The organism is Polaromonas sp. (assembly GCF_030682935.1).
Lineage (GTDB): Bacteria > Pseudomonadota > Gammaproteobacteria > Burkholderiales > Burkholderiaceae_C > Polaromonas.
On sequence record NZ_JAUXNA010000140.1, the window covers coordinates 33,970 to 54,463 of the forward strand.

18 protein-coding genes are annotated in these 20,494 nt (G+C 64.1%); 9 read left to right on the forward strand and 9 right to left on the reverse strand.

All coding sequences use genetic code 11. The annotated features are described in order from the left end of the window. Positions 1-193: 193 nt before the first annotated feature. Complete coding sequence (locus Q8K05_RS06710) at positions 194-688, forward strand: hypothetical protein (protein WP_305245736.1); 495 nt, start codon at positions 194-196, stop codon at positions 686-688. A gap of 116 nt (positions 689-804) precedes the next feature. On the opposite strand, the gene Q8K05_RS06715 is transcribed toward Q8K05_RS06710, so the two are convergent. The 3 genes from Q8K05_RS06715 to Q8K05_RS06725 all read right to left on the reverse strand — a co-directional run bounded on the left by Q8K05_RS06715 (position 805) and on the right by Q8K05_RS06725 (position 2,849). Next, positions 805-1,281 (reverse strand): peptidylprolyl isomerase, encoded by a 477-nt coding sequence (locus Q8K05_RS06715; RefSeq protein WP_305245737.1) that lies wholly within the window; start codon positions 1,279-1,281, stop codon positions 805-807. Between the two features lie 136 nt (positions 1,282-1,417). Continuing rightward, a complete protein-coding gene (locus tag Q8K05_RS06720) occupies positions 1,418-2,440 on the reverse strand; it encodes an FAD:protein FMN transferase (protein ID WP_305245738.1) in 1,023 nt (340 codons plus the stop codon). 10 nt (positions 2,441-2,450) lie between these two features. After that, entirely contained in the window at positions 2,451-2,849 is a 399-nt protein-coding gene (locus Q8K05_RS06725) for a cytochrome c5 family protein (RefSeq protein WP_305245739.1), read from the reverse strand. A 216-nt stretch (positions 2,850-3,065) separates the two neighbouring features. Between Q8K05_RS06725 and nosZ the strand changes: the two genes are divergently transcribed. From nosZ to Q8K05_RS06760, 7 genes are all read left to right on the forward strand, one after another. After that, a complete protein-coding gene (gene nosZ / locus Q8K05_RS06730) occupies positions 3,066-4,997 on the forward strand; it encodes a TAT-dependent nitrous-oxide reductase (protein WP_305245740.1) in 1,932 nt (643 codons plus the stop codon). Between the two features lie 132 nt (positions 4,998-5,129). Continuing rightward, positions 5,130-7,694, forward strand: coding sequence for a NosR/NirI family protein (locus Q8K05_RS06735; RefSeq protein ID WP_305245753.1), 2,565 nt, complete (start codon positions 5,130-5,132; stop codon positions 7,692-7,694). Then, on the forward strand, positions 7,691-8,965 hold the full coding sequence (locus tag Q8K05_RS06740) for a nitrous oxide reductase family maturation protein NosD (RefSeq protein WP_305245741.1): 1,275 nt from the start codon (positions 7,691-7,693) through the stop codon (positions 8,963-8,965). Before Q8K05_RS06735 ends, Q8K05_RS06740 begins: the two co-directional genes overlap by 4 nt. Then, positions 8,940-9,872, forward strand: a complete 933-nt coding sequence (locus Q8K05_RS06745) for an ABC transporter ATP-binding protein (protein ID WP_305245742.1) — start codon at positions 8,940-8,942, stop codon at positions 9,870-9,872. The genes Q8K05_RS06740 and Q8K05_RS06745 overlap by 26 nt, the downstream gene beginning before the upstream one ends. A gap of 10 nt (positions 9,873-9,882) precedes the next feature. Beyond that, a complete protein-coding gene (locus Q8K05_RS06750) occupies positions 9,883-10,698 on the forward strand; it encodes an ABC transporter permease (RefSeq protein WP_305245743.1) in 816 nt (271 codons plus the stop codon). Beyond that, entirely contained in the window at positions 10,695-11,246 is a 552-nt protein-coding gene (locus Q8K05_RS06755; protein ID WP_305245744.1) for a nitrous oxide reductase accessory protein NosL, read from the forward strand. The genes Q8K05_RS06750 and Q8K05_RS06755 overlap by 4 nt, the downstream gene beginning before the upstream one ends. A gap of 7 nt (positions 11,247-11,253) precedes the next feature. After that, on the forward strand, positions 11,254-11,874 hold the full coding sequence (locus Q8K05_RS06760; protein WP_305245745.1) for a nitrous oxide reductase accessory protein NosL: 621 nt from the start codon (positions 11,254-11,256) through the stop codon (positions 11,872-11,874). Positions 11,875-11,968: 94 nt separating this feature from the next. Here Q8K05_RS06760 and Q8K05_RS06765 read toward each other — a convergent pair whose 3' ends face one another. From Q8K05_RS06765 to Q8K05_RS06775, 3 genes are read right to left on the reverse strand one after another with little or no spacing between them, the layout of a single operon-like run. Continuing rightward, complete coding sequence (locus Q8K05_RS06765; RefSeq protein WP_305245746.1) at positions 11,969-12,637, reverse strand: SPOR domain-containing protein; 669 nt, start codon at positions 12,635-12,637, stop codon at positions 11,969-11,971. After that, the gene (locus tag Q8K05_RS06770) at positions 12,631-13,518 is read right to left on the reverse strand and encodes a biotin--[acetyl-CoA-carboxylase] ligase (RefSeq protein WP_305245747.1); all 888 of its coding nucleotides are present in this window, start codon (positions 13,516-13,518) and stop codon (positions 12,631-12,633) included. The genes Q8K05_RS06765 and Q8K05_RS06770 overlap by 7 nt, the downstream gene beginning before the upstream one ends. Before the next feature lie 22 nt (positions 13,519-13,540). Continuing rightward, entirely contained in the window at positions 13,541-14,074 is a 534-nt protein-coding gene (locus tag Q8K05_RS06775; protein ID WP_305245748.1) for an SET domain-containing protein, read from the reverse strand. A gap of 207 nt (positions 14,075-14,281) precedes the next feature. Here Q8K05_RS06775 and Q8K05_RS06780 point away from each other — a divergent pair, with 207 nt between their 5' ends. Beyond that, entirely contained in the window at positions 14,282-17,254 is a 2,973-nt protein-coding gene (locus Q8K05_RS06780) for a DNA topoisomerase III (protein WP_305245749.1), read from the forward strand. Between the two features lie 329 nt (positions 17,255-17,583). Here Q8K05_RS06780 and Q8K05_RS06785 read toward each other — a convergent pair whose 3' ends face one another. The 3 genes from Q8K05_RS06785 to Q8K05_RS06795 all read right to left on the reverse strand — a co-directional run. Continuing rightward, positions 17,584-18,411 carry a gamma-glutamyl-gamma-aminobutyrate hydrolase family protein gene (locus Q8K05_RS06785; protein WP_305245750.1) on the reverse strand — a complete coding sequence of 276 codons (828 nt, stop codon included), beginning with the start codon at positions 18,409-18,411 and terminating at the stop codon, positions 17,584-17,586. A gap of 193 nt (positions 18,412-18,604) precedes the next feature. Then, positions 18,605-20,056, reverse strand: a complete 1,452-nt coding sequence (locus tag Q8K05_RS06790) for a sensor histidine kinase (protein ID WP_305245754.1) — start codon at positions 20,054-20,056, stop codon at positions 18,605-18,607. Between the two features lie 111 nt (positions 20,057-20,167). Further along, a partial coding sequence (locus tag Q8K05_RS06795) for a response regulator transcription factor (protein WP_305245751.1) occupies positions 20,168-20,494 on the reverse strand: 327 nt, incomplete at its 5' end.

A 20,494-nucleotide genomic window follows, 5' to 3' on the forward strand; every position in this document is an offset into this window, starting at 1 on the left:
GGCGGGGTGCTGGGCGTTGAGGTTACATCGGCCGGGCTGCGCCCACTTGCCACTGTGGCGACACCGGGCGCTGCGGTCCCGGCGCTCAAGTGCAACGCCGTGTAATGGCGGTCAACAGGCTGCGCTTGCCTGCCGTTGAGCTCTTGGTCGTCACGAAATCATTCGGCAGACGAATCCAATTCACAGGAATACCATGAACAAATTACTCGCTACCTTGATCTCCGGTCTGTTTGTCAGCGCCGCATTTGCACAAGCGCCCGCACCGGTTATTGCGCCTGCGACACCTGCCGTGGTGAAAGCAGAAGTCAAGGCTGTCAACGCCGTAGCTGCTGCCAACAAATCCGAAGCCAAAGTGGATGCCACTGCCGATGCCAAAGTGCAAAAAGCCGAAGTGACCGCCACCGAAAAGAAATCCACTGCCAAGGCCAAGGCGGCAAAAGCCAAATCCAAAGCCCGCGCCAAAGTGGCCAAGGCCAAAGCTGCCGACAAGGTGACTGCCCAGGCCAAGGCCGATACGGTCAATGTCAAAGCCGATGCGAAAGCCGATACGGCGATTGTGAATGCAACCGCCAAAGTCGACAAAGTCAAGGTCGATGCAAAAGCCGACAAGGCCGCTGCCAATATCGAAACTTCTGCCGTGAAAGCTGAAGGCAAGGTTGACGTGAAAGCCGCTGGCGCCGTCAAGTAATCGTTTTTCGCGCGCTCAAAAAAGACAGGCTTGGCCTGTCTTTTTTATGTCCGCAGCACTTGCAGCCGTTGCGCATTCAGTCCGCCTGGGGCCTTCGCGCTGGCCGCATCAAGGCGTCAGTGCTGGTGCCCGTGTTCGCCATGCACATGCTGGTGCGCAATTTCTTCGGCAGACGCCTGGCGCACGTCCATGACCTTCAGGCTAAAGCGCAAGGCCTTGCCGGCCAGCGGGTGGTTGCCGTCGAGCAGGACGATGTCGCCCTTGATTTTCGAGACGTTGAAGATTTGCTCGCGGCCGTCGCTACCGCGGCCTTCGAGCTGGCCGCCGACTTTGACGCCGGCCGGAAACTGGCTGCGCGGAATGGTGCGCACCAGGCTTTCGTCGCGCAGGCCGAAGGCGTCTTCGGCCTGCAGCGCCAGCACGGTCTCGAAGCCGGGCTCCTGGCCTTGCAGCGCTTCTTCGATCTTGGGCAGGGTGTTGCCGTAGCCTCCGTGCAGGTAAACCATGGGCTCGGCGCTTTCCTCAATGCGCTTGCCCTGCGCGTCGGAGACTTTGAAACGCAGGGTGACGGCGGTGTCTTTTTCGATTTTCATGGGGTGTGCTTTCGGGTGCGTGGCTGGGAGGGCGGTAGCCGGCCGGGTGGCTCGTTCCGCGGTGGCACGATCTTAGCAATGATGGCTGGCTGCCGCCGACCCAATCGTCCCGCGCCATTGCGCAAGCATCAAGTATTCAGGCATGCAGGCGTTTGGCCATGCCCGCCGACAGCCACAGGCGCTGGTTAGACTCGACGAGCAATGCGTCCACGCCCTTGAGCGGCGCAAGCAGACGGCGGCCGGCTTCGGCGCCGGCCACCATGATGGCCGCGCCCAGGCCGTTGATGTCCTCCAGCTTGCGCGACACCAGGGCCACGCCATGCGGGCCGGCCGTGGGCTGGCCGGTCTTGGGATCCAGGATATGGTGGTAGCGTCGGCCATTGCGCATGAAGCCGCGCTCGTAGTCGCCCGAGGCCGCCACAAAGCCCTCGCTCAGATCCAGCACCCCCACGATGCGCTCCGGTGCGCGCGGATCGCGCAAGCCCACGCGCCAGTCGCGTCCCTGCAGCTGCCCGCTCACGAGCACATCGCCGCCGCCATTGATCATCGCGTCGGCCATGCCATGGCGCTTCAATACCTGCATGCCCGCTTGCAGTATCGGGAGCTTGGCAATCCCGCCCAAATCGACGCGCATGCCGCGGCGCCGCAAATAGGCCGTGGCGGATTTCTCGTCGAGTATCAAGTCCCGGTAGTTCACCAGCGGCAATTCACGCGCAATTTCCGCGGCATCCGGAATAATTGTTTGCGCCGGGTCAAAATTCCAACCCTGAAATGCCCCCACCGTAATGTCAAACGCGCCTTGGCTGCGCTCCGACATCTGCCTCGCCATTTTCAGCGCGTGCATCATCTCGGGTGCCACCGCGACGGGCTGCAGTCCCGCAGCCAGGTGCAGGGCGCTGACCACACTGGTGGCGCGATAGCGGCTCATCATGTCGCTCAGTCGCGCCATTTCGGCGAATGCGGCTGCCATCGCCGCCTCGGCTGCGTCGGCGTTCAGGGCCTGCACGGTGATGTCCACGCGCGTGCCCATCAGGCTGCGCGAGGCCTGCCGTACCCTCGGATCTGCCAGGGCCGGTTTGAGGAACAGCGCAGTGGCCAGCAAGGGCAGGCCGGCGAGCATGCGCCGGCGTCCGTTGTTCAGGCGAGGCGTGAGCGTCATCGCCTGGCCTTTAGCGTGATTGAGCCACCATGTAGTCCACGGCGGCCTTGACTTCATCATCCGGGAGCGTGGTGCCGCCGCCGCGCGCCGGCATCATGCCCTTGGCGCCGGTGAAGCCCTCCAGCGCATGCTTGTACAGAATGTCGGTGCCCTGGGCGATGCGCGGCGCCCAATCAGCCTTGTCACCGGGCTTGGGCGCGCCGGCCACACCGGCTGCATGGCACAAGGCGCAAGCCTTGCCAAACACGCTCTTGCCCAGTGCGTTCTCGGCGACCGGCGCCGTAACCGCAGCAGGTGCCGTCGCGGGCGCTGGCGCGGGGGCGCCGGTGGTGGCCTGGTTTTTATCGCCGCAAGCGGTCAGGAAAAAGGCCAGCGCGGCGATGGCCAGCGCATTCAGGGGTTTGTGCATGGAAGGACTCCGTTGGAATGTGATGCAAATTCTAGACACCTAAGCCGACGTATGCACCATGCTTTGCACGCCTTGGCGGACAAAAAGTTGCATTTGAAATGGATCATTGATCTCGCTCAATGTCGGTGAAGCATCTTGAAGCAATCATAAAGGCTGTCACCGAGCAAGCACCGTCCGCAAGGCAGCCAAGCGCCTTGTCTACTTAGGAACTCCACCATGAGCCAGAAACCAAACACTCCGTCCGAACAACCCAGCGGTCTCGGCCGCCGCAGGTTCATCAACACCGCCGCGCTGGCGGGCCTGACGGTCGGCGTGGCCGCCTGTACCGACAAGGCGACCACGGGCGCACCAGCGACGCCGGCGGCAAGCGGTGCATCCACGGGCGCTGCCCGGGGTGGCGACAATGCCACGCATCTGAAGCCGGGCGAGCTGGATACCTATTACGGCCTGTGGAGTGGCGGCCATACCGGCGACATGCGTGTGCTGGGCCTGCCCTCGGGCCGCGAGATCCACCGCATCCCCTGCTTTGTGCCCGATGCGCTGGTGGGCTGGGGCATTACCAATGAATCGAAGAAGGTGATGGGCACCAAGGCTGACGGCAGCCTCAGGTACACGGTGGGCGACTCCCACCACACCCATGCCTCCTACAAGGACGGCAACTACGACGGCCGCTACGCCTGGATCAACGACAAGATCAACAGCCGCATCGCGCGCATACGCCTGGACTATTTCGTCTGCGACAAGATCACGGACCTGCCCAATGTGCAGGGCTTTCACGGCATCTTCCCGGACAAGCGCGACCCGGTGGACGAGAAGATCAACTACACCACGCGCGTGTTCTGCGGCGGCGAGTTTTCCATCCCCCTGCCCAACACCGCCACCGAGGATGCATCCAAGTACCGCTCGCTGTTCAGCTGCGTGGACGCCGAAAGCATGGAAGTGCGCTGGCAGGTGCAGATCGACGGCAACTGTGATCTGGTCGCCACTTCCTATGACGGCAAGCTGGCCGCGGTCAACCAGTACAACACCGAGATGGGCGCGAAGTACGAGGACATGATGTCCGCCGAGCGCGACGCCTGCCTGTTCTTCAACGTGGCCCGCATCGAGGCCGCAGTCAAGGCCGGCAAGTTCAAGACCATTGCGGGCTCCAAGGTGCCGGTGGTGGACGGCACGCACGAGGCCAACAAGGACCCCAAGACCGCGCTCACGGCCTATGTGTCCGTGCCCAAGAACCCGCACGGCGTGAACGCCAGCCCCGATGGCAAATACTTCATTTGCGCCGGCAAGCTCTCGCCCACCGGCACCGTGATCGAACTCGCCAAGGTGCTCGACTGGTTCGAGGGCAAGCTCGAGAAGCTGGACTCGGTCATCGTCGCCGAGGTCGAACTGGGCCTGGGCCCGCTGCACACCGCCTTTGACGGCCGCGGCAACGCCTACACCACGCTGTTCCTGGACAGCCAGGTGGTGAAGTGGAATGTGGGAGCCGCGATCAAGTTCCACGCCGGCGACAAGAGCGCCAAGTACGTGGTCGATCGCCTGGATGTGCATTATCAGCCGGGCCACATCAACGCCTCGCAGTCGGAAACCATGTTTGCCGACGGCAAGTACCTGGCCGTGGGCTGCAAGTTCTCCAAGGACCGCTTCCTGCCGGTGGGCCCGCTGCACCCCGAGAACGAGCAGATCGTGGACATTTCTGGCGAGAAGATGGTGCTGCTGGCCGACCACCCGGTGCGCGGCGAGCCGCATGACTTCATCATCTTCAAGCGCGATCTGGTGCGCCCGAAGCAGGTGTATGCGCTCGACGACTTCCCGCTGGCCATCAAGGACCCCAAGGAATCCGGCGTGTTCCGCAATGGCAAGAAGGTCACGGTCAAGATGACCTCGCAGGCGCCGGCCTTCAGCCTGCGCGAGTTCAAGCTCAAGAAGGGCGACGAGGTCACGCTGATCCTGACCAACCTGGACAAGATCGAGGACCTGACGCACGGCTTCGCGATTCCCAACCACAACGTGAACTTCATCGTCAATCCGCTGGAAACCGCCTCGGTCACGTTCGTGGCCGACAAAGTCGGCGTGTTCTGGTGCTACTGCACCCACTTCTGTCATGCGCTGCACCTGGAAATGCGCACGCGTATGATCGTTGAAGCCTGATTTGACGGGTTGAACCTTGCAAGCGCCGCATCCGCGCGGCGCTTGTTCTTCAGGGAAGATATGTATTTGAGATGCCGACAGTTGGCAGCCAGGGGGGATGCCTGCCTGGCTGCGTTGTTTCTCGTGCTCGCCATGTCGGCGGGCAGTGTGCGCGCAGGCGCCTATGAGGCGGCGCTGCCGCCCGAACTCAATACCGCCAGGGACATGTGCGCCCTGGTGCCTTGCGCCGAGGTATTCCCCGGCGCCACGAACTTCTCCGAGCGCAAGGGCCAGCCGCCTTACGTGGAGGCCTACGATAACGCCAGCGCGCAAAAGAAACTGCTGGGCTATGTGATGCTGTCCACCGACATCACCGACACGCCGGCCTATTCGGGCAAGTCGGTGGTGACGCTGATCGGCATGGACAAGGCCGGCCGTTTCGTGGGCGTCAAGGTGCTCAAGCATTCCGAGCCGATTTTGCTGCTCGGCATTCCCGAGTCAACGCTGCTGCGCTTCAATGCGCAATACATCGGCAAGTCGGTGGCCGACAAGATAGAAGTGGGACAGTCGCGCCCCGATGAAGGCGTGCTGGGCCTGGACGCGATCTCCGGCGCCACCGTCACCGTGATCGCGCAGAATCAGGTGATGATGACCTCCGGCACGGTCGTGGCGCGCCAGGTCGGCATTCTGGCGCCCACCGTGCGCGAGCCCGCGCGCTACGTCGTCAACGGCAAGCGCTCCAGCTGGGACGAACTGGTCAAGCAGGGCGCTGTGCAGCGCTTGCGGGTCAACCCCGAACAGGTGGGCCTGGAGCGTGGGCCCGAGCCCTTTATCGAACTCTGGTTTGGCGACCTCAACCACCCCGACATCGGCAAGAGCCTGCTGGGTGACAACAGCTGGAACAACCTGCGCCTGCAGCTCAAGGAAGACGAGCACGCGATTTTTGTGATTCGCACGCGCGGCGCGGAATCGTTCAAGGGGTCGGGCTTTGTGCGCGGCGGCATTTACGACCGCGTGCAGGTGCGCCAGGGCGCCGATGCCTTCACTTTTCGTGATCTTGATGCGCTCAACCTTTACGGCATCGATGCTGCGGGCGCGCCGTCGTTCAACGAATCGGCCATCTTCATCATCCGCCCGACGTCGTTTTCAGCCGCGTACCCATGGAAGCTCAGTTTTCTGGGCAACCGCGTGGACCGCGCGACCGGCGCGCGCGTCTTCACGAGCTTTGATGCCCCCTACTGGCTGCCCGCCGCCGCTCTCGAAGGCGGGCGCCCGAAAATTGAAGAGCCCGACGCGCCGTGGGTGCGCATCTGGCAGTCGCGCGCTGTCGGGATCGCGCTGTTTGCGCTGCTGCTGGTGGCGGTGACCGTGGTCTATGCGCTGCGCGAAAAGCTCACGCGCCGGTCCACGCACAAGAACAAATGGCCCGTCAACGCGTTCAAGTACAGCGCCTGGGCCATCAGCATTGTGTTCGTCGGTTTTGGCGCCATGGCCCAGCCGTCCATCACGCAGGTGCTGACCTGGTTCCATGCGCTGCTGTTCCAGTGGACCTGGTCGCTGTTCCTTTCCGACCCGTTCATTTTCTTGTTCTGGATCTTCATCATCATCACCGTGTTCCTGTTCGGCCGCGGGCTGTTTTGCGGCTGGATGTGTCCGTTTGGCTCGCTCTCCGAGGCGATTTACAAGGTGGCGCGCGTGGTCGGCTTCAAGCGCTTTCAGACCCAGTTGCCACAGGTCTGGCATGACCGCCTCAAATGGCTGAAGTACGCGGTGTTCTTCGGCCTGATCACGGTGTCGATGTTCTCGATGGGGCTGGCCGAGAAACTCTCCGAGGTCGAGCCGTTCAAGACCACCTTCCTGGTCGGTATCAACAACCGTGCATGGCCCTATGGCCTGTTTGTGGCCGTGCTGCTGGGCTTGTCGATCTTTATTGAACGACCCTACTGCAAATACCTTTGCCCTCTGGGCGCCTCGCTGGCGATGCCCAGCACCTTCCGCTGGTTTGGTCTCAAGCGCAAGCAGGACTGCAACAGCTGCAAAGCCTGCGCCGTGGGCTGCGGCGCGCAGGCCATCGACGCCGACGGCCGCATCGACCACCGCGAATGCCTGCACTGCCTCGATTGCATGGTGCTCTACACGGATACCAGGGGCTGCCCGCCGCTGGCCAGGGAGCGCAAGCGCCGCGAGCGCGATGGGCTGGAGATCACGCCGGTTGACGTCAATGGCTATTTCATCCCGATCCACCCGGCCAGCAGCTTCACCGAACAGATCAGCGCCAAGGCGGCCCAGGGGCCGGATCCACGCATGCCCACAGATTCAGCGCTGCCGCCACACAAGGGGGGTCCGCGTGGGCTGCAGTGGCTATGGCTCGAACTGCGCGACCACCTGTGGCCATGGAGCAGCGAAGGCTGGCACTCGCAGCGGGCGCTGCAGGTAGCGGGCTTCTCGCTGGCCGTAGCGGCGAGCGTGGCCTGGGTGATGACGGCGATGGGAACCCTTTCCTCAGGGGCCATCATTGGATGGTGGTTTGGCTGGAGCGTCTACGAGGTGCTGATCCGCCTGTCGGGCAAGCGCTACGTGAAGGACGGCCCGTGGTGGCAGGACCATTACCGCCGTGCCAGCGTGATGGACATGCTGAGCTATGTCGGATTCAAGAATCTGCTGATCGGCGCGGCGCTGTTCCTCGCGCTCAAGGCGCTGGGCTTGTTGTCATTATGAAAACGCCGGTGCTGGCTCTGGCGCTAGCCCTGGCGGCCCTCATCGGCGCGGGCAGTGCGGTCGCCGCCACGCTGACGGTGCGGCCAGGCGACGACCTGGCCGCCGTGGTCAAGGCGGCGGCGCCGGGCGATGTGGTCGAGGTGGCGCGGGGCTTTTACCGTGTCAACCTGCTGATCGACAAGCCGCTGACTTTGCGCGGCATCAATCGCCCCACGCTCAGCGGCGGCCAGACCGGCGACACCATCCGCGTCACGGCGCCCGACGTGGTGATCGAGGGCCTGATAGTGCGCGACTCTGGCGACAGCCTCAAGGACCAGAACGCCGGCATTTACCTCTACCCGGGCGCGCACCGCGCCGTGGTGCAGAACTGCGACCTGACCTACAACCTGTTCGGCCTGTGGATCGAAAAGGCCAACGACGTGCGGGTGCAGGGCAACACGATTACCGGCAAGCGCGAGTACAACTCCTCGCAGCGCGGCAACGGCGTGCAGCTCTACAACACCACGGGCGCGCGCATCTTTGACAACAACATCAGCTTCATGCGCGACGCGCTGTACGTGGACGTGTCGCACCATGCGATTTTTCGCGGCAACAAGCTGCACCACAGCCGCTACGGCACCCACTACATGAATTCCTACCACAACCTGTGGGAAGACAACGACAGCTACTACAACCGGGGCGGCCTGGCGCTCATGGAGGTGCGCGACCAGGTCGTGCGCAACAACCGCGCCTGGGGCAACTCCGACCACGGCATCATGCTGCGCACCATCCAGGATTCGGTGATCGAGAACAACGTGGTGGCCGGCAACAATCGCGGGTTTTTCATCTACGACGTCGAGTACGCCACGCTCAGGGGCAATCTGGTGGTCGACAACGTGGTTGGCGTGCACCTGGCGGCGGGCTCGACGCGCAACGTGGTCGAGGGCAACGATTTCATCGCCAACCGCGAGCAGGTACGCTATGTCGGGGCGCGAGACGAGCGCTGGGGTGCCCAAAGCGGCAACCACTGGAGCAACTACCTCGGCTGGGACCGCGACGGCAATGGCATTGGCGATGTGCCCTACGAGGCCAACGACATGGTCGATCGCCTGACCTGGCAACATCCCAGCATGAAGCTGCTGCTGGCCAGCCCGGCCGTGCAGGCGCTGCGCCTGGTGGGCCAGCAGTTTCCGATTTTGCGCGTGCCTTCGGTGGTTGATCCCAAGCCGCGCATGCAACCGGGCAACCAACATTGGAGTCAATGGCGTGGCAAGCATTTTTCCGGTCAATAACGGCATCGCGGTTTCGCTGCGCGGCGTGACCAAGCATTACGGCCCGCTGCATGCGGTCGACGGTGTCGATCTGGACATTCAGCGCGGCGAAATCTTCGGCCTCATCGGGCACAACGGCGCGGGCAAAAGCACGCTGTTCAAGATGATGCTCGGACTGGTACCGGTTACGGCGGGCGAGATTCTGGTGGGCGGTGCGCAGGTAGCCGGGCGCGGCTTTCGCGCGGCGCGACGCCACCTGGGTTACCTGCCCGAAAACGTCGTGCTCTACGACAACCTGAGTGGCCTTGAAACCCTGCGTTTTTTTGCCCGCCTCAAGCACGCGCCGCTGGCCCAGTGCGCGCCAGCGCTCGAGCGCGTCGGCCTGGCGCATGCCGGGTCGCGCCCGGTGCGCGAGTATTCCAAGGGCATGCGCCAGCGCCTGGGTTTTGCGCAGGCGCTGCTGGGCTCGCCGCAGGTGCTGTTTCTTGACGAGCCCACCAACGGCCTGGACCCGCAGGCCATCCGCGACTTCTATGCCACGCTGCGCGGCCTGCAGAGCGAGGGTGTGACCATCATCATTACCTCGCACATCCTGGCCGAACTGCAGGAGCGGGTGGGGCGCCTGGCCATCATGTCGGCCGGCAAGCTGCAGGCCGTGGGTAGCGTGCAGGCCTTGCGCGAACAGACGCACATACCGCTGGTGTTTGAGTTGCGGCTGGACGCCGCTGATGCGCCGGCCGTGGCGCAAGCGCTGCTGCAATCAGTCGGCGTTGCGCCGGAACCCATGGCAACGGGCCTGCGCCTGCGCTGCCCGCGCGAATCGAAGATGGCCGTGCTCGCGGCGCTGGCGCCGTTTGGCACGCGCGTGCTCGACGTGAAGATGCAGGAACCGTCGCTCGAAGATGTGTTCTTCGGATTTTCCGATTGAAGGAGCACCCATGGAACTGACGCAAATTTTCACGATCGCCGCCAAGGAATTTCGCGACCGCATGCGCAACCGCTGGGTGCTGGCGGTGGCGCTGGTGTTCACCGTGTTTTCGCTGGTGATCGCTTATTTTGGCGGTGCGCAGCAGGGCACGGTCGGCTTTCGATCGATCGAATTCACCATCGCCAGTTTGGTCAGTCTGGTGATCTACCTGATTCCGCTGATCGCGCTGCTGCTGGGCTTTGACGCCATCGTCGGCGAGCGCGAACGCGGCTCGCTCGACTTGCTGCTGGCGCTGCCCATCACGCGGCTGGAGCTGCTGCTGGGCAAATACCTCGGTCTCGCGGCAGCGCTCACGCTGTCCACGCTGGCGGGCTTTGGCCTGGTGGCGGTGCTGCTTTACAGTCAGTTCAGCTGGGCCGGGCTGTACCACTATGTCGGCTTCATGATCAGCTCGGTGCTGCTGGGCCTGGCATTCCTGAGCCTCGCCGTGCTGGTGTCGGTGGTGGCGCGCGACCGCACGCGCGCTTCGGGGCTGGCGATTGCGATGTGGTTTTTCTTTGTGTTGGTGTTCGACCTGCTGCTGCTGGGCGCGCTGGTCGGCACGGGCGGCGCCTACGGCGGCGAGGCCTTCGCCTATATGCTGCTGCTCAACCCCGCGGATGTGTTTCGCATCCTCAATGTGTTTTCGCTCGAAGATGTTCGCACCCTGTATGGCCTGGCCAGCATCGTGCCGCCCGCCCTGGCCAAGCCCTGGCTGATGGGCGCGGTCATGCTGGCCTGGATTATTGTGCCGCTTGCGCTGGCACGCTGGAGATTCAAATCATGAGCTACACCTGTTCCTGCCGCCGCCGCCAACTGCTGGGCCTGGCCGCGCTCGCCTCGCTGGGGGCACTGGGCGGCCTGGCCGCTTGCGGTGACCGGCCCGGCGATGCCCGGGCGCTGGCGCCGGTGGAGATCGGCGCGGCCACCTCGTGCGAGCTCGACGGCATGCTGCTGGCCGACTACCCCGGCCCCAAGGCGCAGATCCACTACGCCGGCGCTGCCGCGCCGGTGTTCTTTTGCGACACGGTGGAATTGTTCAACATGCTGCTGCGGCCCGAGCAGGTGCGCAAGGTGCTGGCGGTGTACGTGCAGGACATGGGCCAGGCCGACTGGGAGCAGCCGCGCGGCCACTGGATCGACGCCAGGACCGCCGTCTATGTGCCGGGCAGCAAGCGCCACGGCTCGATGGGGCCCACCATTGCGAGCTTTGCGCAGGAAGCCGACGCCGCCAGGTTTGCCGTCGAGTACGGCGGCAAGGTGCGGCGCTTTGCAGACATCAGGCCCGACATGGTCGACCTGAGCGGCGGCGCACTGCACGACTCGCGGATGTAAGCGCGCCATGGAACTGCCCTGCCGGCACACCTCACCGCAGGTGCTGCGCGCGCTGGTGTTCGGCGCCATCGCCCTGGCGCTGTGGGTGGTGCCGACCGTGCAGCAAGCGCTGGCGCCCGCCGCATCTCCGGCTCTGGCGCCCGATGTCTGCGTGGTCGCGCCGCCGACGCCGTACGACCCGGCATTGGGTCAGCCGCTGGCCGCGCCGCGCGCCGTGCCTGCCGATGCGCGCTGCCCGGTCTGCGGCATGTATCCGGCGCGCTCGCCCGACTGGGCCGCGCAGGTGATCTTTGCCCATGGCGATGCCCAGTTTTTCGACTCGCCCCTGAGCCTGTTCATGTACTTGCAGGACGTGGGCCGCTACACCCGCGGCCATCGCGCGGACGAGATCGTCGCCAGCTATGTCACGGATGTCGACAGCGGACGCTGGATTTCTGCCAGCAGTGCCATTTATGTTCACGGCTCGTCGGCCATGGGACCCATGCGAGCGGGCAATCTACCCGCATTCGCCGAAGCCGTTGCGGCACAGCGCTTTGCGAGCGCGCGCGGCGGGGTGCTGCTGCGCGCCTCCGACATCGGCCCCGACTTGCTGCAGCGCCTCAGTGGTGGGATCTCTCACAGGCATTGAGCCGCACGGGTGCATGACCCGGCTGCAAGTGATGCCCGCGTCCCCGCCAAAGCATCCTCGCATCGACGCGCAGCCTGCGGGGCCGGGTCGTGCATCAGCGGCAGGCTTGCAGCGTCTTGTCTGCAAGCTGCGGTTTGAGCGCTTCGAGTTGGGCCTTCAGTGCGGCATCGACCGAGGGCAGTCTGAGCATCTGGCCGTTCACTTCGGGCAGCTCCAGCACCACCCTGGCGGTGCGCACGCCGCGCTGGGCGACTTTGGTCAACTCACTTTCAGCGTCGTCCCGGCTGCTAAAGTGGCCCAGTGACAGGCCGGGCCTGAGCGCCGGATTGATCAGCGGCCCGACCGACAGGCCCAGCTGGCGCAACTCGCTGCGTTTTTTGGCCAAAGATTCTTCGCTGCTGTATTTGCCCATATAGACAATCCAGCGCTCCGGCGCCTGGCTGCTTTCAAGCGCCCAGCTGCCTGCGGGCAGGCTGCTTTGCAGGCGGGGGCGCAGTGCCTCGGCCTGCTCATCGGTAAAAAGGCCGGCCTGCAGGCATTCGGTGGGGGCGGGGCGCACCGCTGCAGAAGGCGGGTTGCCCTGCGCTTGCCCGGCTTCGTTGGCACTCAGCAGGCGCATGGCTTCGGGCCGGATCTGCTGCGCCAGGCGCTGCGGCTCCGACAGGGTGGCCGGGGCAAAACCGTAGGCCGCCAGCAGGCCTTGCGTCCAGGCCCAGTAGCCGGCGTTGGCCAGCAGCAGCGCCAGCACCAGCAGCCTCAGCATGGAGGCGCTGCCGTGGTGGCTGAAACGGGCCGCACGCTGACTTCGGAGCTGGTGATTTCTTTCATGCCAGCCGCAGTATGCACCAGCAGGGCGCCGTTTTCGCCGACGCCATGGGCAGTGCCCTGGGTGCCGTCCGACAGCTGCACGGCCCGGCCTGCGAGCACATCGCGCGCGGCAAAGCGCGCCTGAAACGGGGCAAAACCAAAGTGCTCGAAGGCCTGCACGGCCTGCACCAGCGGCGGCAGCACGCGCAGCAGCGTGGCGGCCGCGTCAAGCTCGGGGTGCAAGTCCTGCAGGCAGCCCGGCGGGATGGCGGCCATGGCGGGCGTCGCTTCCGAAGGCGCGGGAAGCTCAAGCGCCCGGATGTTGATGCCGACACCGATCACCACATAGCGCAGGCCTTCCCAGCTGGCGGTTTCCACCAGAATGCCGGCCAGCTTGCGCTCGCCGCCCTCGCCGTCCTTGGCGCTGGCCGGCCCGCACAGCCACAGGTCGTTGGGCCATTTCAGGCCAATCCGGGTCGGGCCGGTGTTGAGGGGGGCCAGGCTTTCGGCCAGGCTGATGCCCACCACCAGCGACAGGCCCGCCCAGTCGGCGGGCTGCAGGCACAGGCCCAGCGAAAACGTCAGGCTGTCCCCGCGCCGGCTTTGCCAGCTGCGGCCCAGCCGGCCGCGCCCGGCGCTTTGCTGCTCGGCCACCAGCAGCAGCGGCTCGGGCTGGGGCTGCGCGCTGGCGCTGCCCCTGAAGCGCCGCATCAGCTCGCTGTTGCTGGAGTCGACCTCGGGCAGCACCTCGACCGTGAAACCGGGCAGGGCGGGCGCCAGGGCCTCCCAGACGGCTTCGGCGGGCCAGCGGATGGGGGATGTCAGGGAATTGGTCACGGGCGGGCGCTGGGTGTCGGGCTCAAGCCTTGGGGCTTTGTTTCTTGCCGGACTTCTTTTTGTCCTTGGGCGCCAGCAGCGTGCCCCGGCAGTTTGGGGCGCCGCACCAGCAGGGGTAGTCGGCCAGCAACTTGGGGGTGTATTTGGCGTCAATGATCAGGCCGTAGTCGTAAAACAGCTCTTCGCCCGCCTTGATGTTGCGCAGCGCCTTGATGAAAACGCGCCCGCCGTCCTCGTCGGCTTCGCAGTTGGGGGCGCAGCTGTGGTTGATCCAGCGCGATGAATTGCCGCCCACCTTGGCATCGATCACATGGTCTTCGTCGATGTGAAAGTAAAACGTGTGGTTGGGATTCGCCGGGTCGTGCGGGTGGCGGCGCAGCGCGTCTAGCCAGCTGATGACCTCGCCCACATATTCAATCAGCGTCTCGCCTTCGGCCAGGTCCTGCAGGGCAAACACGCCCTTGCCGTGCACGCCTGACAGGCGGGTTTGAATGCGCCGGCCATCGCTGCCCGGCGCGGTCGGTGAAGGGGCTGCAGAGGCCTTGATTTTTGACACGGCGTTTTTTTTGGTATGGTTAATTCATGCAGGTGCGCGTGGGCGGGCATGCGCACCCGCGAGCGCTTGCGCGCGAGAAGTTGTATTGTAGTGAGGCGCCCGGAGCGCCCCCGGTAGGGATTTATCAGCGTGCCCGATGAAAAAATCGTGGCTACGGAGAGCGGGGAAATTTTCCCCGCTGGTGTAGAAAAATTTGAAGAAGTACTTATGAAAACTCTGGTCATTGCAGAAAAGCCTTCGGTGGCACAAGACATTGTGCGTGCCATCACGCCCACGGCGGGCAAGTTTGAAAAGCACGACGAGTACTTTGAAAGCGACGACTGGATCGTCACCTCGGCGGTCGGCCACCTGGTCGAAATCCAGGCGCCCGAAGAGTTTGACGTGAAACGCGGCAAGTGGAGCTTTGCCAACCTGCCGGTGATTCCGCCTTACTTTGACCTCAAACCGATGGACAAAACCAAGACGCGGCTGAACGCCATCGTCAAGCTGACCAAGCGCAAGGACATTGGCGCCATCGTCAATGCCTGCGATGCGGGCCGCGAAGGCGAGCTGATTTTCCGGCTGATCCAGCAGTACGCCAAGAGCAAACACCCGGTCCAGCGGCTGTGGCTGCAGTCGATGACGCCGGCCGCGATTCGCGACGGCTTTGCCTCGCTGCGCAGCGACGCGCAGATGCAGCCGCTGGCCGACGCGGCGCGCTGCCGCTCGGAAGCCGACTGGCTGGTCGGCATCAACGGCACGCGGGCCATGACGGCCTTCAATTCGCGCGACGGCGGTTTCTTTCTGACGACCGTGGGCCGGGTGCAGACGCCCACGCTGTCGGTGGTGGTCGAGCGCGAAGAAAAAATCCGCAAGTTCGTCAGCCGCAACTACTGGGAAATCCACGCCACGTTTGCGGCCGAAGCCGGTGAATACAGCGCCAGGTGGTTTGACCCCAAATGGAAAAAGGCCGCGGCCAACGCCGACAATGCCGAGCCCGATGCCGAGCTCAGGGCCGACCGGGTCTGGACCGAGCCCGAGGCGCGGGCGATTGCCGATGCGGTGCGCGGCCAGAGCGCCACGGTCACCGAGGAATCCAAGCCCACCACGCAGGCCGCCGGGCTGCTGTTTGACCTGACCTCGCTGCAGCGCGAAGCCAACGGCAAGTTCGGCTTTTCGGCCAAGGCCACGCTGCAAATTGCGCAAAGCCTGTACGAGCGCCACAAGGCGCTGACCTACCCGCGTACCGATTCCCGCGCGCTGCCCGAGGACTATGTGCCGGTGGTCAAACAGACTTTTGAAATGCTGGCCGACAGCGGCATGCGGCATCTGGCGCCGCATGCGCTGACGGCGCTGCAGGGCAACTACATCAAGCCGACCAAGCGCATTTTTGACAACGCCAAGGTCAGCGACCACTTTGCCATCATCCCCACGCTGCAGGCGCCCAGCGGCTTGAGCGAGGCCGAGCAAAAGATTTATGACCTGGTGGTGCGCCGCTTCATGGCGGTGTTTTTCCCGAGCGCCGAGTACCTGGTCACGACCCGAATTTCACTGTCAGTCGGTCACAGCTTCAAGACCGAGGGCAAGGTGCTGGTCAAGCCGGGCTGGCTGGCGATTTACGGCAAGGAAGCGGCCGAAGAAGTGGCTGACGCCAAGGAAGGCGACAAGGGGCAAAGCCTGGTGCCCGTCAAGCCCGGCGAGCGCGTGCGCGCCGAAGCGGTGGACGCCAGGGGCCTGAAAACCCGGCCGCCGGCGCGCTACTCTGAAGCGACCTTGCTGGGCGCCATGGAAGGCGCCGGCAAAACCATTGACGACGATGAGCTGCGTGAAGCCATGCAGGAAAAAGGCCTGGGCACGCCAGCCACGCGCGCCGCCACCATCGAGGGCCTGATCGCCGAAAAATACATGCTGCGCGAAGGCCGCGAGCTGATCCCGACGGCCAAGGCCTTTCAGCTCATGACGCTGCTGCGCGGCCTGGGCGCCGAAGACCTGTCGCGCGCCGAGCTGACGGGCGAGTGGGAATACAAGCTGGCGCAGATGGAGCAGGGCAAGCTCAGCCGGGAAACCTTCATGGCCGAGATTGCGGCCATGACCGAGCGCCTCGTCAACAAGGCCAAGGGCTACGACAAGGACTCCATTCCCGGTGACTACGCCACGCTGCAAGCGCCCTGCCCCAATTGCGGCGGCGTCATCAAGGAAAACTACCGGCGCTACACCTGCACCGGCAAAGCAGGCGATCCCAACGACCACGGCTGCGGCTTTTCGTTTGGCAAAACCCCGGCAGGCCGGACCTTTGAAACCGCTGAAGTCGAGCAGTTTTTGCGCGACCGCAAAATCGGCCCGCTGGAGGGCTTTAGGTCCAAGGCGGGCTGGCCTTTCACCGCTGAAATGGTGATCAAGTTCGACGAGGAAACCAAGAACTACAAGCTCGAATTCGATTTTGGCGACGACAAAAATGCCGAGTCGGGCGAGATTGTGGACCTGGGCGACCAGCCATCGCTGGGCGCCTGCCCCAAGTGCGGCAGCGCCGTGGTTGAACTCGGCAAAAACTACATCTGCGAAAAGTCTGTGCCTACGCTGGCGCAGCCGACGCCGAGCTGCGACTTCAAGACCGGCCAGGTCATCCTGCAGCAGCCGATAGAGCGCGAGCAAATGGTCAGGCTGCTGGAAACCGGCAAGACCGATCTGCTCGACAAGTTCGTGTCCATGCGCACACGCCGCCCCTTCAAGGCCATGCTGGCCTGGGACAAGGCGGCGGGCAAGGTGAACTTCGAGTTTGCGCCGTCCAAGTTTCCGCCGCGCAAAACGGCGGCTGCCAAGTCGGGCACCATCAAGACGCCGTTCGGCAAAACCGTGGCCGTCAAAGCCGCCGGCGACAAGCCGGCGGCCCAAAAGGTGGCCGCCAAAAAAGCCGCGCCCAAAGCCGCAGCGGCCAAAACCGCCAAGCCCAGGGTGGCCCGCGTCAGCACCCCCGGCGCCGGTCTCAAGCCCAGCGATGCGCTGGCCGCAGTGATTGGCAGCGAGCCGGTGGCGCGCACCCAGGTGATCAAGAAACTGTGGGACTACATCAAGGCCGAGGGCCTGCAGGACGCCACCAACAAGCGCGCCATCAATGCCGATGCCAAACTGCTGGCGGTGTTTGGCAAACCGCAGGTGACGATGTTCGAGCTGGCCGGGATTGTGGGCAAGCACCTGAGTTGAGTTCAGGTGAGGGCGGCCCGCCTGCCGTCTGGGTCAATCACGGGCGAAAACAGCTATTGATAATGTAGCTGCCGGTGCCCGTACTGTATGCGCTAAAGGCGTTTTTTGTTCTTATTTTGCTAACTAATCAGCATCCCCGATTTTCTCCTTCCCCCTCTGGGGGAAGGTTGGGATGGGGGGCTCTTGGCAGCGCTCATAAAAGCCAGTAGCCCAAGGACTATTTCCAGAGTCCTCCACGAATCAAACAGCGGCTACCCGGCCACTTCCGCTAGCCCCCATCCCCGCCTTCCCCCAGAGGGGGAAGGTGCCATGCGGACTCGGGACCCGGTTCAGGATGCCAGCAGCGGCAGCGTTGGCTGGCGGCGGTTCTGGGTATCTTTGGCGGCGGCCACGGCCTGCAGAAAATCCTGCAGCACGGCGCCGTCGTCAATCGTGTCCGAGCCCGCCTGGTGGAACTCCGGGTGCCACTGCAGCGCGGCGATATAGCTTTTGGACCGGTCTTTGCGGCGTATCGCTTCCACAATGCCGTCCGTCACGCTATGGGCCTCGGCTTCGAACTCGGGCGACAGGTCCTTGATTCCCTGGTGGTGAATGCTGTTGACGCGCACCCGTTCCACGCCGGGGTAGAGCGCCGACAGCCGCGAGCCCTGCACGATGTCGACGCTGTGAAAATTCAGGTCGTAGGTGCTGGCGTCGCGGTGGATAAAAGAGTCGGGCACCTGCGTCTCGATGTCCTGGTAGAGCGTGCCGCCAAAGGCCACATTGAGCAGCTGCAGGCCGCGGCAGACGCCAAACACCGGTTTGCCGACGGCCTCGAACGCGGCGACCAGCGCCTTGTCATAGTCGTCGCGCAGGTGGTCGCCCGACCATTGTTCTTTCAACGGCGTTTCGCCGTAGCTGCCGGGCCAGACATCGGCCCCGCCATGCAGCACCAGGCCGTCCAGCCACTGCGCGTAGTGCGCGTAGGTCACGTCGCCGCGCTGCGTGCTGCCGGTCGGGCAGGGCACCATGACCACCATGGCGCCCGAGGACATGAGCCAGTGCGCAATCGACTGCTCGACGTACTGCAGCGTTTTTCCGGTGAACAGGGAACGCGCCGGGTCGGCGTGTGAAAAGCAGGCGGAAAGCCCGATCTTGAGGCGGCTGGCAGCTGGCATGGTGCTCCTTCGCGGCTGGCGTGTTCAGGTTTGATTACCGGCAAGGGTCTTGCAAAAGAGTGGGGGCGCCCATTCGGTCAAGCCCATCGCATCGCTGCAGCTTGCACAGAGTGTGCACCTGTGCGTGCGTGCCGGGTATAGGACGGCGCCGCCTTGTCGTGCCGCTTGTGGTGCAGACCGGCGGGCGCAACCATCAGGCATGACTCGGCGCCGTGCCGGTAAAGCGCACGGCGACGCGCGCGCCGGGCGTTTCCGGGTGACCGGGCAGTCTGGCGTCTTCTATCGAAATGGTGGCGCCGTGCTGCTGCGCAATTTCAAGAACAATCGCCAGCCCCAGCCCGGAGCCATCGACATTGGTGCCCAGCGTGCGGTAAAAGGGCTGGAACACCAGCTCGCGCTCGGACTCCAGAATGCCTGGCCCCGAGTCTTCCACCAGCAGCAGCAGCACGCCGCTGAAACGGTCGGTCAGCAGCCGCAGCGTGACCTGCCCTTTTTCCGGCGTGTAGTTGACGGCGTTGTCCAGCAGATTGCGCACCAGCTCCTTGAGCAACGTCGGGTTGCCTTCGAGCGCGGTGGCGGGCTTGCCGCCGGGCGGCCCGTCGTAGCCCAGGTCAATTTTCTTTTCAAGCGCCCGTGGCACCGTGTCGGCCATGACTTCCGAGACGATGTCGACCAGGTCAACGCGCTGCTTGGCCAGGCTGCGGCCGGTGGTTTCGGCACGGGCCATGGACAGCAGCTGGTTGACGGTGTGGGTCGCGCGTATGCTGGCGCGGCCAATGTGCTTGAGTGATTTTTTGAGCTCGTCGGCATCGGTTTCCCGCTGCGCCAGGTCGGCCTGCATGCGCAGGCCCGCCAGCGGCGTCTTGAGCTGGTGCGCGGCATCGGCCAGAAAGCGTTTTTGCGTGGTCAGCGACACCTTGAGCCGGCTCAGCAAATCGTTGATCGAAGACACCAGTGGCGCCACTTCCTCGGGCACGGTGGTGTCGTCGAGCGGGCTCATGTCGTCGGGTTTTCGGGCGCGTATGCGCTTTTCCAGCTGCGCCAGCGGCTTGATGCCGCGCACCAGCGCCAGCCACACCAGCAGCACGGCCAGCGGCAGCGTCACGAACTGCGGCACCATCGTGCCCTTGACGATCTCGGTGGCCAGCGTCTTGCGCTTTTCCAGCGTTTCCGCCACCTGCACCAGCACCGGGCGTGTTGCCGGTGTCGCGCCTTTCATATCCATCTTGATCCAGGTGTAGGCCACGCGCACCGCTTCGCCCTGGATCACATCCTCACGCAGCCGCACTTCCCCGTTGGTGGGTTTTTTCTCGTCGGGCGGCAAGGGCAAATCGTGTTCGCCGCCCAGATGCTCGCCCTGCGTTCCCACCACCTGGTAATAGACCAGGTCGGTGTCATCGGCGCGCAAAATCTCACGTGCCGGCGCCGTCAGATTGAAATGGACCTTGTTGTCTTTGACCACCAGCAGCTTGGACAGCGCCTGCACGTTGTATTCAAGCGCCCGGTCAAAGGGCTTGCCTGCAATGTTCTGCGCTACCAGCCAGGTCAGCGTCAAGCTGATCGGCCACAGCAGCAGCAGCGGCGTGAGCATCCAGTCGAGAATCTCGCCAAACAGGCTGCGCCGCTCGCGCTGAAAAAGTCTCAAGCCCACGATATTGGAGTGTCAGTTGAAGGCGAATCGCACGGTACGCATGTAGAAAAACATGAAAGTTATTTTTAGCCGCATCTTCTAAGTCTAAGCGTGGGGCCCAACTGTTCAGTTGGGAATTTTTTCCAGGCAATAACCAAGACCGCGCACCGTGGCAATCCGGATCGGGCCCTTTTCAATCTTCTTGCGCAGGCGATGGATGTAGACCTCAATCGCGTTGTTGCTGACTTCCTCGCCCCATTCACACAGGCGCTCGACCAGCTGGTCCTTGCTGACGAGCCGGCCGGCGCGCTGCAGCAGCACTTCAAGCAACCCCAGCTCGCGCGCCGACAGTTCCAGCATCTGGCCGTCTATGGTGGCCACGCGCCCGGCCTGGTCGTACACCAGCGGACCGTGCTTGATGGTGGAACTGGCCCCGCCCATGCCGCGGCGGGT

Coding starts and splice junctions, on each gene's coding strand:
- Q8K05_RS06740 (WP_305245741.1), top strand. CDS start 7,691: ATGAAAACGCCGGTGCTGGCTCTGGCGCTAGCCCTGGCGGCCCTCATC.
- Q8K05_RS06760 (WP_305245745.1), top strand. CDS start 11,254: ATGGAACTGCCCTGCCGGCACACCTCACCGCAGGTGCTGCGCGCGCTG.
- Q8K05_RS06750 (WP_305245743.1), top strand. CDS start 9,883: ATGGAACTGACGCAAATTTTCACGATCGCCGCCAAGGAATTTCGCGAC.
- Q8K05_RS06765 (WP_305245746.1), bottom strand. CDS start 12,637: ATGCTGAGGCTGCTGGTGCTGGCGCTGCTGCTGGCCAACGCCGGCTAC.
- Q8K05_RS06710 (WP_305245736.1), top strand. CDS start 194: ATGAACAAATTACTCGCTACCTTGATCTCCGGTCTGTTTGTCAGCGCC.
- Q8K05_RS06720 (WP_305245738.1), bottom strand. CDS start 2,440: ATGACGCTCACGCCTCGCCTGAACAACGGACGCCGGCGCATGCTCGCC.
- Q8K05_RS06725 (WP_305245739.1), bottom strand. CDS start 2,849: ATGCACAAACCCCTGAATGCGCTGGCCATCGCCGCGCTGGCCTTTTTC.
- Q8K05_RS06755 (WP_305245744.1), top strand. CDS start 10,695: ATGAGCTACACCTGTTCCTGCCGCCGCCGCCAACTGCTGGGCCTGGCC.
- Q8K05_RS06780 (WP_305245749.1), top strand. CDS start 14,282: ATGAAAACTCTGGTCATTGCAGAAAAGCCTTCGGTGGCACAAGACATT.
- Q8K05_RS06735 (WP_305245753.1), top strand. CDS start 5,130: ATGTCGGCGGGCAGTGTGCGCGCAGGCGCCTATGAGGCGGCGCTGCCG.
- nosZ (WP_305245740.1), top strand. CDS start 3,066: ATGAGCCAGAAACCAAACACTCCGTCCGAACAACCCAGCGGTCTCGGC.
- Q8K05_RS06785 (WP_305245750.1), bottom strand. CDS start 18,411: ATGCCAGCTGCCAGCCGCCTCAAGATCGGGCTTTCCGCCTGCTTTTCA.
- Q8K05_RS06715 (WP_305245737.1), bottom strand. CDS start 1,281: ATGAAAATCGAAAAAGACACCGCCGTCACCCTGCGTTTCAAAGTCTCC.